The 12,954-nt window shown below is 68.2% G+C and carries 14 protein-coding genes; 8 read left to right on the forward strand and 6 right to left on the reverse strand.

Annotated features, from left to right (window positions below):
- Positions 1 to 5: 5 nt before the first annotated feature.
- Positions 6 to 410, reverse strand: a complete 405-nt coding sequence (locus BJY18_RS34845; protein ID WP_221458121.1) for a winged helix-turn-helix transcriptional regulator — start codon at positions 408 to 410, stop codon at positions 6 to 8.
- A gap of 125 nt (positions 411 to 535) precedes the next feature.
- Here BJY18_RS34845 and BJY18_RS34850 point away from each other — a divergent pair, with 125 nt between their 5' ends.
- Together BJY18_RS34850 and BJY18_RS34855 are read left to right on the forward strand one after the other, a co-directional pair.
- Entirely contained in the window at positions 536 to 2,749 is a 2,214-nt protein-coding gene (locus BJY18_RS34850; RefSeq protein ID WP_184784079.1) for an LLM class flavin-dependent oxidoreductase, read from the forward strand.
- Positions 2,746 to 3,645: an LLM class flavin-dependent oxidoreductase gene (locus tag BJY18_RS34855; RefSeq protein ID WP_184784080.1), complete on the forward strand. Its 900-nt coding sequence runs from the start codon at positions 2,746 to 2,748 to the stop codon at positions 3,643 to 3,645. The genes BJY18_RS34850 and BJY18_RS34855 overlap by 4 nt, the downstream gene beginning before the upstream one ends.
- A 64-nt stretch (positions 3,646 to 3,709) precedes the next feature.
- Here BJY18_RS34855 and BJY18_RS34860 read toward each other — a convergent pair whose 3' ends face one another.
- From BJY18_RS34860 to BJY18_RS34880, 5 genes are all read right to left on the reverse strand, one after another.
- On the reverse strand, positions 3,710 to 5,245 hold the full coding sequence (locus BJY18_RS34860) for a GMC family oxidoreductase (protein WP_184784081.1): 1,536 nt from the start codon (positions 5,243 to 5,245) through the stop codon (positions 3,710 to 3,712).
- A 74-nt stretch (positions 5,246 to 5,319) separates the two neighbouring features.
- A complete protein-coding gene (locus tag BJY18_RS34865; protein WP_312874067.1) occupies positions 5,320 to 6,870 on the reverse strand; it encodes an aldehyde dehydrogenase in 1,551 nt (516 codons plus the stop codon).
- On the reverse strand, positions 6,795 to 7,112 hold the full coding sequence (locus tag BJY18_RS34870; protein ID WP_184784082.1) for a Dabb family protein: 318 nt from the start codon (positions 7,110 to 7,112) through the stop codon (positions 6,795 to 6,797). The genes BJY18_RS34865 and BJY18_RS34870 overlap by 76 nt, the downstream gene beginning before the upstream one ends.
- A 29-nt stretch (positions 7,113 to 7,141) precedes the next feature.
- Positions 7,142 to 8,308, reverse strand: a complete 1,167-nt coding sequence (locus BJY18_RS34875; RefSeq protein WP_184784083.1) for an NAD(P)/FAD-dependent oxidoreductase — start codon at positions 8,306 to 8,308, stop codon at positions 7,142 to 7,144.
- A complete protein-coding gene (locus BJY18_RS34880; protein WP_184784084.1) occupies positions 8,305 to 8,508 on the reverse strand; it encodes a ferredoxin in 204 nt (67 codons plus the stop codon). Before BJY18_RS34880 ends, BJY18_RS34875 begins: the two co-directional genes overlap by 4 nt.
- Positions 8,509 to 8,668: 160 nt before the next feature.
- Here BJY18_RS34880 and BJY18_RS34885 point away from each other — a divergent pair, with 160 nt between their 5' ends.
- The 6 genes from BJY18_RS34885 to BJY18_RS37890 all read left to right on the forward strand — a co-directional run bounded on the left by BJY18_RS34885 (position 8,669) and on the right by BJY18_RS37890 (position 12,875).
- Complete coding sequence (locus BJY18_RS34885; RefSeq protein ID WP_184784085.1) at positions 8,669 to 9,118, forward strand: VOC family protein; 450 nt, start codon at positions 8,669 to 8,671, stop codon at positions 9,116 to 9,118.
- Positions 9,119 to 9,191: 73 nt separating this feature from the next.
- A complete protein-coding gene (locus BJY18_RS34890; RefSeq protein WP_184784086.1) occupies positions 9,192 to 10,049 on the forward strand; it encodes an SDR family NAD(P)-dependent oxidoreductase in 858 nt (285 codons plus the stop codon).
- Positions 10,050 to 10,061: 12 nt separating this feature from the next.
- Entirely contained in the window at positions 10,062 to 10,880 is an 819-nt protein-coding gene (locus tag BJY18_RS34895) for an SDR family NAD(P)-dependent oxidoreductase (protein ID WP_184784087.1), read from the forward strand.
- 58 nt (positions 10,881 to 10,938) lie between these two features.
- A complete protein-coding gene (locus BJY18_RS34900) occupies positions 10,939 to 12,126 on the forward strand; it encodes a cytochrome P450 (protein ID WP_184784088.1) in 1,188 nt (395 codons plus the stop codon).
- 9 nt (positions 12,127 to 12,135) lie between these two features.
- Positions 12,136 to 12,327, forward strand: a complete 192-nt coding sequence (locus BJY18_RS34905) for a hypothetical protein (RefSeq protein ID WP_184784089.1) — start codon at positions 12,136 to 12,138, stop codon at positions 12,325 to 12,327.
- Positions 12,328 to 12,374: 47 nt separating this feature from the next.
- Positions 12,375 to 12,875, forward strand: a complete 501-nt coding sequence (locus BJY18_RS37890; RefSeq protein WP_184784090.1) for a MarR family winged helix-turn-helix transcriptional regulator — start codon at positions 12,375 to 12,377, stop codon at positions 12,873 to 12,875.
- The last annotated feature ends 79 nt before the right edge of the window (positions 12,876 to 12,954 follow it).

Genomic DNA, 12,954 nt, shown 5'->3' on the forward strand with positions numbered 1-12,954 from the left:
CGCCGTCAAGTCGCGGCCGGCCTTGCTTTCGACTCGCACCGCCGGTCCGCGATGCTCCACTTCACCAACGGGTGGAGCGCGCGCATGAGTCCGACGGCCCGCTCGCTCGGCAGGTAGGTGACGAGGACGGGTGTGGTCGGGGTGACGTGGCGATCGAGGAGTCCCTCGGCCTCGAGTTCACGCATGCGCTGGGCGAGCAGCCGGTCGGAGATTCCTTCGACGTGTGCGCGGTACTCGACGAAGCGGCGCGCACCGAGGATCCCGGCGAGCAGGATTCCCGCGGTCCACTTGCGACCGACGAGTTCGGCGGAGTCCCGGAAGCTGCGGCACAGCTCCTCGTCGATGTGTTCGAATCCGGGCATGGCCCGGACGGTCGACGGCTCCTGCTGCCCGGCGTGTTCGTCGCTCACCCCTCGAATCTACCAGCAGTCACTTACCAAAGGTAAGTATCGTACCTCACCTTTGCCGGACTCGCGAGGCGGCGCGATGCTGGGATCATGAACAGCTTCTCGGAGCGTGACGCGCGGGGGACGAGATGAACTACGAGCATTCCCTCGAGTTCGGATTACTCCTGGGCGCCGGTGACCGGGCGCCCGAAGACGCGGCAGTCGCCGAAAAACTCGGTTACGACCTCGTCATGGTCAGCGGCGCGTCGGACGCGCCCGGACTCCATGGTCTGACCCTGGCCGGCTGGGTGGCTGCGCGTACCAGCACGATCCGGGTCCACGCCGAGGTACCCATGTCCGGGCCGGAACCGTCAATGCTCGCCCGGACGGTGGCCACTCTCGATCGTCTTTCCGGCGGCCGCGCGGAACTCGCGGTCGAAGCGGATGCGCGTGCCACGTCCGCCGAGGCCGCCGGGGAGGTCGACGAGACGCTCGACATCGTGCACGCACTATGGAACGTCGGTGAGCGGGGGCTGGCGCGAGCGGGCGGAAGGTTCCACCACGTCGCCGGCGCGCGCAAGGCAGCCCCGATACACGATGTGCCGATCTCGATCAAAGGTGCGCAGAAGCCGGTGCTCGAGCTTGCCGGGCGCAAGGCCGACGGGTGGTCCTCGCGTTATGTCGGTGTCGATGCACTCGCGGACGGCAATCGCGTCGTCGACGGCGCCGCATGCGCGGCAGGCCGGGCCCCTGGTGAGATTCGGCGGATTATTACCGTCGAAGGCCACTTCGGGGAACGGGACGGGGAGTTCACCGGCCGAGCCGCGGACTGGGTGCAGGACTTGCTGCCACTCGTGGTCGAGCACGGGGTAGGCACCGTGGTGCTCGGAACCGCCGACGTGGCGACGGTCACGAAGTTCGCCGAGGATGTGATTCCGTCGTTGCGTGCGGCCGTCGATTCGGCCCTACCACATGGAGCCGCCGGTCGTCCCATCCGCAAGTCCTCGGCGCTGGCCTTGCGTCGTGCGGGTATCGACTACGACCACGTGCCTGACGAGCTGGCCGCCGCACTGGAGCCGGGGGACTTCGGCTACAGCCGCTTCGGTTCCGGGTACCTGCGGGGTGGGGCGCCCGGCCTGGTGCTGCGCGCGGCCACCACCGACCAGGTCGTGGCCGCTCTCGCGTTCGCGCGACGGCACCCCGCGCTGCCGCTGTCCCGGCGCAGCGCCGGTCACGGGATCTCCGGCCGCTCGACCAACGACGGCGGGATCGTCATCGACGTCTCGCTGATGAACTCGATCGAGATACTCGATGAATCGACCCGCCGGGTCCGCATCGGGCCGGGTGCGCGCTGGATGGACGTGGCCGCGGCACTGCACCCGCACGGCTGGGCCCTGAGTTCCGGGGACTACGGCGGGGTCGGCGTCGGCGGGCTCGCCACCGCTGGCGGGATCGGCTACCTCGCGCGCGAACACGGTCTCACGATCGACCACGTCCGCGCGGTCGAGATGGTGCTCGCCGACGGTTCGGTGGTGCGTGCGAGCGACACGGAGAACACCGACCTGTTCTGGGCCGTGCGCGGCGCGGGCGCGAATTTCGGCATCGTCACGTCATTCGAGTTCGAAGTCGACGAGGTCGGGCCGATCGGATACGCCGAGCTGACGCACGGCACGGACGACCCGCCGCGGTTCCTCCAGGATTGGGGCCGGTTCGTGGAGGACTCTCCGCGCGACCTCACGAGCTTTCTCATCGTCGTCCCGTTCCGGCCGGGTCAACCGCCCTACGCGCTGAGCCGGACCGTGGTGGACTCGGCCGACCCGGACACCGTGGTCGCGCGGCTGCAGCCGCTGGCGGAGCTGGCCCCGCTGTACGCTCAGGAGGCGACCATGACGTCCTACGCGGCGCTGATGGCCAACGCGGGGGAGCCGGTGCAGTCCCGCGGCGAGCCGGTGTCGCGCAGTGGCTTGCTGCGGCACATCACACCGGAGTTCGCCGCCGCGGCGACCCGGGTGCTGTACAGCGGTGGGATCCACTGGTTCCAGATCCGCTCGGTGGGCGGTGCCGTGTCCGATGTCCCCGCCGACGCGACGGCCTACGCCAACCGTGCAGCGAATTTCTCCGTGGTGGTAATGGGCCGGGACGACGACGTTGTCGACACCCTGTGGAGCGAGCTGGAACCCTTTTTCGAGGGGCTCTACCTCAGCTTCGACAGCAGTCTCCGGCCCGGGCGCATCACTGACGCATGGCCGGCACCCACGCTCGCGCGCCTGCGCGCTCTCAAAGCGGAATACGACCGCGACGGCGTCTTCGACGACAACTTCTCGCTCGCACCGAACAGCAGCTCCAGGAGAGGCGCACGATGACCGATTACGGACATGACCTGACGTTCGGCAGTTTCCTGACTCCCGCCGCTTCGCCGCCGCAGCGCGCGGTGGACTTGGCCGTGGTGTCGGAGCAGGCCGGGCTCGACCTCGTCAGCTTCCAGGACCACCCCTATCAGCCTAGCTTCCACGACACGTGGACACTGATGACCTACGTAGCCGCCCGCACCGAGCGGATCCGCATCAGTGGCAACGTGCTCAGCCTCCCGCTTCGCCCACCAGCGGTGCTCGCGCGGGCGGCGGCGAGCCTCGACCGGCTCAGCGACGGGCGAGTCGAGGTCGGTCTCGGTGCGGGCGCGTTCTGGGACGGGATCGTCGCCATGGGCGCGCGCCGGCTCAGTCCCCGCGAGGCGGCGCGCTCGGTCGAGGAGGCCATCCCGGTGATGCGTGGCCTCTGGGCCGTGGACGAACCCGGCGGGTTGCGGTTCGACGGCACGATCCACGAGGTGCGCGGCGCGAAGCGCGGGCCCGCCCCCGCGCACCCGATCCCGATCCGCGTCGGCGCCTACAAGCCGCGAATGCTGGGCCTGACCGGGCGGCTCGCCAACGGATGGCTACCCTCGCTCACCTACCTCCCGGATGGGCTCGCTTCCCTCACGCCGATGAGCAGGCGCATCGACGAAGGTGCCGCCGCGGCGGGACGCGATCCGGCGGAGCTCGATCGAATCCTCAACATCGGCGGCCGCTTCACCCGGGCTTCGGAGGGGCTTTTCGCCGGTCCGCCGGGCCAGTGGGCTGAGCAGATCACCGACGTCGCCCTCGTCCACGGGATCTCCGGCTTCGTGCTCATGTCCGACGATCCCGAGGACCTGATGGTCTTCGGCCGTGAAGTCGCCCCGCTCGTGCGGGAGAAGGTCGCGGCCGAACGGGGCGAGTGAGCGCGAGGGCAGGCCACCGGGCCGACCCGCACGCCCCGGGAGAGGTGGCGCCGGCCCGGTCCGGTCAGCCCGCGGTTGTATCGGCGAGCACGAAGTCGGCCGCGCGCTCGCCGATCATGATCGTCGGCGCGTTGGTGTTGCCGGTGGTCAACGTGGGCATGACCGACGCGTCGGCCACCCACAGGCCCGTGACCCCATGCACCTTCAGGGTCGGGTCGACGACGGACCCGCTGTCCACCCCCATCTTGGCCGTGCCGACCTGGTGGTGGCCCGAGACCGTCGAGGCGCGCACGAACTCGCGCACGTCGTCGTGGGTGCGCACGGCGGGTCCCGGCCGCGCTTCGCCGAGGTGGAGCGCCTTCAGCGCAGGCTGCTCGCCGATCTCCCTGATCTGCACGATGTTGTCGACCAGAACCTCGAAGTCGTCGGGTTCGGAGAAGTACCTGGGGTCGATCAGCGGAGCGACGGCCGGGTCTGAAGAGCGCAACCGCACGGTGCCGCGGCTCAACGGGCGCAGGACCTGCCCGCTGATGGAGAACCCGTTCTCCGGCAATGCACCGTCGAGGAACGGGTAGACGTAGGTCAGCAGCATCGGCTGTACGTTGGGGGCGACCAGCCCGGGCCGTGTTCGGCCGAACACCGTCGCCTCGAGCCCCTGTACCTTCGGCGTGATCGGCTCGGCCGTCGTATAGATGACCGGCGCGCTCACGTGATCCTGGAGGTTGCGGCCGACCCCGGGAAGATCCGCGTGCACCGGGATGCCGAGTGGTTTCAGCTCGTCCGCGTCGCCGATTCCGGACAACTGCAGGATCTGCGGCGTACCGAAGACACCCGCGGAGAGGATCACGCGATCAGCGCGGACCTGATGCACGGTCCCGTCGGCGAGGTATTCCACGCCGGTGGCACGTCCGCCTTCGACGAGCACGCGGCTTACGGTCACCCCGGTCAGTACGGACAGGCCGACGGAGTTCTCGACCGGGCGGACGTACTCGTTCCAGGTGCTGGCGCGCCGGCCGTTGCGGATCGTCGTCTGGAAGTAGGCGACACCGTCGCTGACGCCCGCGTCGCTGTTGTAGTCCTCGTTGTACGGGTAACCCGCCTGCTGGGCCGCCTCCACGAACGCCTTGACGACCGGCTGCGGGTCGGGCAGCGGCTGCACGTTCAACGGCCCGCCGACACCGCGGCCGCCGTCCGGGCCGCCTTCGTAGTTCTCGAGCTTCCGGAAGTACGGCTCGACGTCCTGCCACATCCAGCCGTAGGCGCCGCGGGCAGCCCAGCCGTCGTAGTCCGACGGTACGCCGCGCACGTAGATCATGCCGTTGAGTGCGCTGGTGCCGCCGAGCGTGCGTCCGCGGGGCTGCAGCAGTTCGACGCCGCGCGCGGCAGTCTGCGGAACTGTCCGGTAACCCCAGTCGAACTCGCTGCCCCACAGGCTGATCGCTCGCAGCGGATCGTGGATGTCCTCGCTGGCGTCGGCCGGGCCAGCTTCGAGCACGGTCACCTCGAGACCCGCGTCGAGCAGCCGCCGCGTGACGACGGCGCCCGCCGAACCAGCGCCGACGACGATCACGTCGGGGCGGTTCGTGCCGGATCCGGACATGTTTCGCTCCGTTGCGGACATGCTTCACTCCTGACTGTTCCCATGCGGATGGCTGTCCCGGACCGCCGATGTGGTCAGCGGGGGAGGTAAGTGGTCTTCAAGATTTGGTACGCGTCAAGACCTTCGGGGCCGAGTTCGCGTCCGATGCCCGAGTTCTTGGTGCCGCTGAAGGGGCCGGCGGGATCCGGCAGGAAACCGTTGATCCCGATCACGCCGGTGTCGACTCGTTCGGCGACCGCGGCCGCACGCTCGACGTCGGGGCTCCAGACTGTGCCGCCCAGGCCGAAAGGCGAGTCGTTGGCGATGCGGACGGCTTCGTCGATGTCGCGGTAGCGGATGATCGACAGCACCGGCCCGAAGATCTCTTCCTGGCCGATGGTGGAGCGGTTGTCGACGTCGGCGAAAACGGTGGGCTCGACGAACCAGCCCTGCGCCTGACCGCGCGGGCGTCCGCCACCAGTGGTCAGGTGGGCGCCTTCCGCGATCCCCTTGGCGATGTACTGCTCGACTCGGTCGCGCTGCTGCGCGGTCGCCAGTGGCCCGACACGCGTGGCGGGATCGAGCGAACTGCCGACTTCCAGGGAGCCGACGAAGTCCGTGACGGTGCCGACGATCTCGTCGTAGCGCAAGGCCGGCGCGAGGATGCGGGTTCCGAGGTAGCAGGACTGGCCGTTGTTGAGCAAGGTCGCGTAGTAGAAGCTGGCCAGGTCACCGGCGAGATCGACGTCGTCCAAGACGATCGCCGCGCCCTTGCCGCCAAGCTCTGCGGTCACGGGGCGCAGCATGCGCCCGGCTGTTTCGGCGACCCACCGCCCGACCTTTTCCGAACCGGTGAAGGCGATCTTGTCCACACCGGGGTGCGTGACGAGGTACGCGCCGGTGCGCGGACCACCTGGGACGACGTTGATCACCCCCGGTGGTAGCTGCGCTTCGTCGGCGGCTTCGGCGAAGAGCTGGGCATCGAGGACGGTTTCAGGACTGGGCTTGATCACGAGGGTACAGCCCATTGCAAGAGCGGGGCCGTACTTGTGTGCACCGATCGTCTGCGGCACGTTCCACGGGATGATCGCGCCCACGACACCGACGGGCCGGCGGGACACCTTGATCCGTCCGCCGAGTGCGCCTGCACGCTCGCTGTCGAACTCGAGCTGTCCCGTGCGCAGCAGCTCCGCGTAGTAGCGCAGCATGGCTTGGGGCAGATGGCCCTCGACCCGTCTCGAGATCGCGATCGGCATCCCGTTCTGCGCCGAAACTCGCACCGCCATTTCGTCAGTACGCGCGTCAAGGGCAGTGCAGAAGCGCTCGATCGCGTCCGCGCGCTTGGCCGGTTCCCACCGCGACCAGCCCAGTGGGTCGTCGAACGCTTGCCGGGCCGCCGCCACCGCAGCGTCCACATCGGATTCGACGGCCTCCGGAACTCGGCCGATCAAGGTGCCGGTGTTGGGGGAGGTGACTTTGATCATCCCCGGAGAGGATGGGGCGACCCAGGCCCCGCCGACGTAAAGTGATTCGTAGGTGGTGAACACCGTTGCTGCCTTCGTCGTCGCGGTCAGGGCAGTTGCGGACGCTCGTCGTCCAGGTGGAACTGCAGGCGGCTGAAGCCGGCGCTGATGGGCTTCACGCACTCGGCGATCAGGCCGAGGTGCTCGGGATGATCGCGATAAGTCTCGTAATCGCCGAACGAATCGAAGTCCGCGATGAGCATGAGAGCGGCGTTGCCATCCTGAAACCCGGCGTCCGGCACGACTTCGTACCGCCGAATTTCGCTGATTCGTTCGGGCAGCGCTCGCAGTTCGGTGATCAGCCGCTCGATCTCGGCGGGGGAGGCGGACGGCTGGACGGTGAGCAGGAAGACGTGCCTGAACATGGTCGATCCCTCTTCGGTGATGGAGGCGGTCAGTTCGCGGCGGCGAGCCGCTGGGCGAGCTTGAGTCGGATGGCGGTGAACGCGTGCTGGGCGTCGAAACCGGTCGCGCCGACCGGTCCGGTCTCGTCGTGATGGAGGAAGAGCCGGCCTCGTCCGCCTGCTCGTTCGACGGTGGTGCGGGAACCGCTGCCACCGGCGTGCTGGATGTGGACGCCGTGCTGGTCGGACCAGACGTAGCCGACGGTGCTGAAGGGCTTTCTCCTGCCGGACGCGAGGTTGGACGCCACGAGTGCGGCTTGTTCGCGTGCGGCGGTCCAGTGCTCGAGCCGGTGGTGGCTGCCGGTCACCAGATCGTGCCATCGCGCCACGTCGCCGATCGCGAAGACACCCTCAGCGCCCCGGGCGCTGAGGTCGGGCTCGCAGACCACCCCGTCGTCGAGGTGCAGTCCCGACCCGGTGAGCCAGCCGGTGGCCGGGTGCGTACCGACGCCGACCACGACGGCATCCGCGTCGAGCGTGCTCCCGTCGGATAGGACGAGATGTTCCACGCGGCCCTTGCCGTGGGCTTCGACCACGGTTGTCCCGAAGCGCAGTGCCACGCCGTTTGCCTGGTGGAGTGCGGCGGCTTCGTCAGCGACCTTGACGGGCAGCACCCGGGAGAACAACCGTGGCGCAGCTTCGACGATGGTCACGTCGATCCCGCGTTTGCGGGCGCTGGAAGCGACTTCGCCGCCGATGAACCCGCCGCCCACCACGACGAGGCGCCGGGTGGTTTCCAGTGTGCGCCGCAGGCTCGCCGCATCTGTGCGTGAGCGCAGGTAGTGGACCCCGGCCATTCCGGTGAACAGGTCCAGCCGTCTGGCCGTTGCTCCAGTCGCGATCACCGCCGTGCCGAACGCCAGCGTGCCGTACGAGGTTCGCAGCGTGCGGCCCGCGATGTCCAGCGCTTGCGCGTGGCATCCGCGAATCAGTTCGATGCGCAGCGCCGCCAGTTGATCTGCTTCCACGAGCGAGGCCGGCTCGACGCTGCCATTCGCGGTGAGGACCTCCTTGGACAGGGGTGGCTTGTCGTAGGGCAGCCCGGGATCCGCGTCCATGAGCCGGATGCGCCCGCGGAAATCCCGCCGTCGCAGGGTCTGCGCGAACCGGACACCGGCCACCGATGCGCCGACGACCACCACGTCTTCGGTGGTCACCGGTGGTGGAGGATGATCGCGCGAACCGGGCAGTCGGCTTCGGCTTCTTCGACGGCCTCGTCGTCTTCGTCCGTCGGGTGCCCGGGCTGGAGCACGGCGATGTTCGTCTCGGGATCGAGGTCGAAGACGTCCGGTGCGGCGACGACGCAGTTCCCGTAGCCGTTGCAGGTCTTGTCGTCGATTTCGACTGAGTACGCCACGAGTCACCCTCTTCGTTGATGGTGTGGTGGGCCCGGCCCGGTCGCCGGGCGGGAGAAATCTCACGGTACTCGCAAAACCGTGGTAGTCAACCGGTTGACGAAGTGGATGTTGCCTGCTTACGATCGAACGCACCGACGCCATTGTCGATTCGGAGGAGACGTGTCAGTATCTCTGAACCACACCATTGTTCTGTCCAAGGACAAGGTGAAGGCCGCGAATTTTCTGTCCGAGCTACTGGGTCTCGAGACGAACGCCTGGGGCCCCTTCATCAGGGTGCGCACCGGGCAGACCGACATCGAGTTCATGAACATCGAGGATTCGGCCTGGAACGACCACATCACGCCGCAGCACCTTTGCTTCCTGATCGACGAGCAGGCGATGGACGTGCTCTTGGAGGGCCTGCGCCGCCATGACGTGCAGCCCTACGAGGACATGTTCTACGAGGACCCCGGTGTGAACAGCTTCTACGGCGGTCGCGGGTGCTACATCCGCGACATCGTCGACGGGCATTTGTTCGAGTTCATCACTGCTCCATACGAGGGAAAGCCCGCCAACATCGAAAAGGGCCGCTGGAACAATCCGGTGGACCCGACCGCTGTCGGCTCTTGATCACCCTTTACCTACGGTCGAAGAGTCTGATCGTACCGGTCTTTGCGGCCGGATTCGTTACAGGAGGAAAAAAATGGGACAGTTCGAGGGCAAGGGTGTCCTCGTCACCCACGCCGGCGCCAGTTTCGGCCGCGTGCTGGCGGAGGCGTTCGCCGACGAAGGCGCTTCGGTCTATATCCAGGACTGGGAGGACTCGTCGGAGTACCTGGCCCGCAACGCCGATGAGCTCGCGAAGCGCACGTCCGGCAAGGTGGGACACGGGGCATGGGACCTCACGTCCGCGGTCGCGGCCGACGAGATGGCCGAGACGGCCGAAGCCGAGATCGGCGACGTCGACATCTTGATCAATACTGCCAAGTGGGGCGGACACGGCAGGATCTTCGACATCTCCGAGCAGGAGTGGGACCGCAGCCTCGCGGTCGGCCTGAAGAGCTACTTCCTGACCTGTCAGTCCGTCGGTGAGCGGATGTCGCGGCGCGGGTACGGCAAAATCATCAATGTCACGTCCATCATGGGTGTGCTGGGCGCCGGAAGTGCCATCCCGTGGAGCGCTTCCCGTGCCGGTATCGACGGGCTCACCCGGTCGGTGGCGCAGGCACTGGGGCCGTACGGCGTGCGGTGCATGGGCCTGGCCCGTGGCGCCACCGACAGTACCGTGTACACCGACGCGGAGCGCAACGAGCGGCTGCGGCGGATGACGCTCGGCCGCTTGGCGGGGGAGGACGACCTCGTCGGGCCTGCCCTGTTCCTGGCGGGTCCGGGGTCGGACTTCGTCACCGGATCCGTGCTCTACGCGGACGGCGGCTACACCTACGCCGCGGTGACCGACGACGACTTCCGCTCGGTCGGCCCGAAGTACACGGGCGAAGCGCAGCGGCGCAGGGACGAAAGCGAGATCTCCCACCCGCGCATCGATCAGCACGTGCCGTAACGAGGGAGAATCGTGAGCAGGGAGGAACCGATGGACGGACGGTCCGGCTGGCTCGATACCGGTGTGTTCGCCGGTCAGGTCGGCGTCGTGACAGGTGGCGGCCGGGGGATCGGCCGTTCGGTGTCCCTGAGTCTCGCGGCCGCGGGCTGCGAGGTCGTCGTCGCGGATGTCGACGCCGACCTCGCAGCCGACACCGCCGCAGAGGCCGGGGAGCGCGGCGGCAAGGCACGAGCCGCGACGCTCGATGTGACCGACGCGGCGGCGGTCAGTGCGTTCGTGGAGGCCGAGGCCCGCGTCGACAAGGTGGTGAACTGCGCGGGAATGCTTCGCGCGGCCGCGGTGGCGGAACTCAACCCCGTCGACTGGGCCGCGGTGTTCGAGCTGAATGTGCAAGGGGTGCTGAACGTGGCCCGGGCCGTGCACCCTCGGCTGTCGGCGAGCCCTGTGAGCGCCATGGTGAACATCGGGTCGCTGAGCGGCACCTCAGCCTACCCCGGTGGAGGCGCTTACGGTCCCAGCAAGGCTGCGCTCATCGCGCTGACTCACCAGCTCGCGGCCGAATGGGGTCGCGACGGGATCCGGGTGAACGTGGTCAATCCGGGGCCGACGAAGACCCCGCTGCTGGTCTCGACACAGTCACCGGGAGCCGTAGCCCGCCGCGAAGCGCAGAGCCTGCTCGGATCCATTCCCGAGCCGCAGAACATTGCGGACGCCGTGCTGTACCTGCTGTCGCCCGGCGCCGCCGCGGTCACAGGGCAAGCACTCAACGTGGACTGCGGGCTGAGCCAGACCGTGATGGACGGACCGGCGTCGTGGAGCGCGCGTTCCTGAGCCGGCCCCTGAACTCCCGACGAGACAACGCCAGACGAGACAACGAGGTGTCGTTCCGATGGCTTCCCCTGGTGATTTCACCGATTTCGACCACCACAGCAACACTTACGAGAACGTGTGGTCCCGCTACGAGAAGATGCGGGACACCTGCCCGGTCGCCCACAGCGACCAGCACGGTGGGTTCTGGGTCCTGACGCGCTACGACGACGTGAAGAAAGCAGCGCGAGATACCGAGGCCTTTTCGTCGGCGCAAGGTGTGCGGGTGCCCAACATCGGGGGCGGGCAGTCGATTCCTCTCGATACCGATCCGCCGGTGCACACCGAGTACCGCCGCCTCTTCACGCAAGCACTGACGCCCGACCGGGTCCGCGAGCTGCGCCCGTTCCTGCGTGGCTGCGTCGACGAACTCGTCGACGCGTTCTTCGCACAGGGTGGTGGGGACGCAATCGCCGACATCGCGGTGCTGCTCCCGCTGCGTGTGCTGACCGAGGTGATCGGCTTCTCCGAGCAGACGGTGGCGCAACTGCCGGCGCTCACGACCGCGTCGTGGACGAAGATCGCCACGATGAGTCTCCACGAGGCACGCGCTGAAATCCGGAACCTGGTCGAAGCCGAGATCGAACGGCACCGCTCCGGGGACGTGGTCGACGAGCTGAGCCGGTTGCTCGACGCCGAGGTCGACGGGCGCCCGATCGAGCACGACGAGCTCGTGCGCGTTCTGCAGTCCTTCGCCACCGCCGGCCACGAGACCACCACGAACGCGCTCGGCGGCGTGATTCACACGCTCGCGGCGGATCCGGCATTGCAAGATCTCCTGCGCGCGGAGCCGGAGCTCATTCCGGGCTTTGTCGAGGAATGCCTGCGCGTGCGGTCACCGGCTCAGCAGCTCGGCCGGGTGACGACGTGCGAGGTCGAGATCGGCGGCCGGACCATCCCCGAAGGTGAACGGGTTCTACTGTCGTTCGCCGCCGCCAATCACGATTCCAGCCGCTTCGCCGAACCCGATCGGGTGGATCTCGGCCGCAGCGCACGTGGGCACCTCGCCTTCGGCTGGGGCGTGCACCAGTGCGTGGGCGCGGCTCTCGCGCGGCAGGAACTGGTGCTCCTGGTCGAGAAGCTCTGCGCGCTGCCGCGCATCGGGCTTGCGGCGACTCCCGAGTCGGGGACGACGCAGGGCGGCATCCACCTCGGGCTGCGTACGTTGCCGATCGAGTTCGAACCCGTCAGTGCCGGGACGGACCGGTGAGGCGCTGAGGTGGAGGTCAAGGTGCGGCGCGAACAAGAGGGCCATTGCCCGGTGGAACAGAGTCTCCGGCGGCTGACGCTGCGTGAATGGTTACGTGGCGTGCGCGCCGACTTCGTCCAGTCGGAGGTCGCCCGCGGCGCCCTCTGCGAGCACGACGGCACCACGGCGCCGTGCTGGCTGTGTTGCACAGCCTACTGGTGACCGCGCACGGTGCGGTGTCCCCCGACGGCAGTCCCTACCCTGTCGCCGTGGCAGCTGTTTCCAAAACGGAGAGTCCGCCGCCGGCGGCGGGTGGCATGGCCGAACCGGACCCGATGCCGGGTTCGATCGGCGGCCTGCTCCAACGCGCGTTCGTCGCGATCACCACCTACGTCGAGCGTGGTCTCGTGCAGGCGGGCTACGACATCTCGCCGGCCCGGGCCGGCAACGTCATGCGCAACATCAGCCCGGAAGGGTCCACGATCGTCGAGATCGCGCGCGCGGCCGGTGTCAGCAAGCAGGCGATCAGCCGGCAGGCCGAGGGGCTCGAGCGGCTCGGGTACGTCGTCATCGAGACGAGCGACACCGACCGCCGGATGCGCATCGTCAAACCGACGAAATTCGGGCTCGCCTCGAGATACGTCGTCGCCGATCTGTACGAGGGCATCGAAGCCAGGATCGAGGAACGCGTCGGGACCGCTGACCTCGCCGCGTTCAAACGAGTCATCGACGCACTCCAGGACATCGACGCGGGGTCATCCCGCGAGTGAGGCGAAACGCCGGTTCGAGGCCGCTTTCGGCGCGTTGTGCCGGTGTCTTCGACCTGCTATACAGCGTGAACATCGTCAT

The organism is Amycolatopsis jiangsuensis, assembly GCF_014204865.1.
Classification (GTDB): domain Bacteria; phylum Actinomycetota; class Actinomycetes; order Mycobacteriales; family Pseudonocardiaceae; genus Amycolatopsis; species Amycolatopsis jiangsuensis.

Coding starts and splice junctions, on each gene's coding strand:
- BJY18_RS34870 (WP_184784082.1), bottom strand. CDS start 7,112: ATGTTCAGGCACGTCTTCCTGCTCACCGTCCAGCCGTCCGCCTCCCCC.
- BJY18_RS34890 (WP_184784086.1), top strand. CDS start 9,192: ATGGGACAGTTCGAGGGCAAGGGTGTCCTCGTCACCCACGCCGGCGCC.
- BJY18_RS34850 (WP_184784079.1), top strand. CDS start 536: ATGAACTACGAGCATTCCCTCGAGTTCGGATTACTCCTGGGCGCCGGT.
- BJY18_RS34900 (WP_184784088.1), top strand. CDS start 10,939: ATGGCTTCCCCTGGTGATTTCACCGATTTCGACCACCACAGCAACACT.
- BJY18_RS34855 (WP_184784080.1), top strand. CDS start 2,746: ATGACCGATTACGGACATGACCTGACGTTCGGCAGTTTCCTGACTCCC.
- BJY18_RS34860 (WP_184784081.1), bottom strand. CDS start 5,245: ATGTCCGGATCCGGCACGAACCGCCCCGACGTGATCGTCGTCGGCGCT.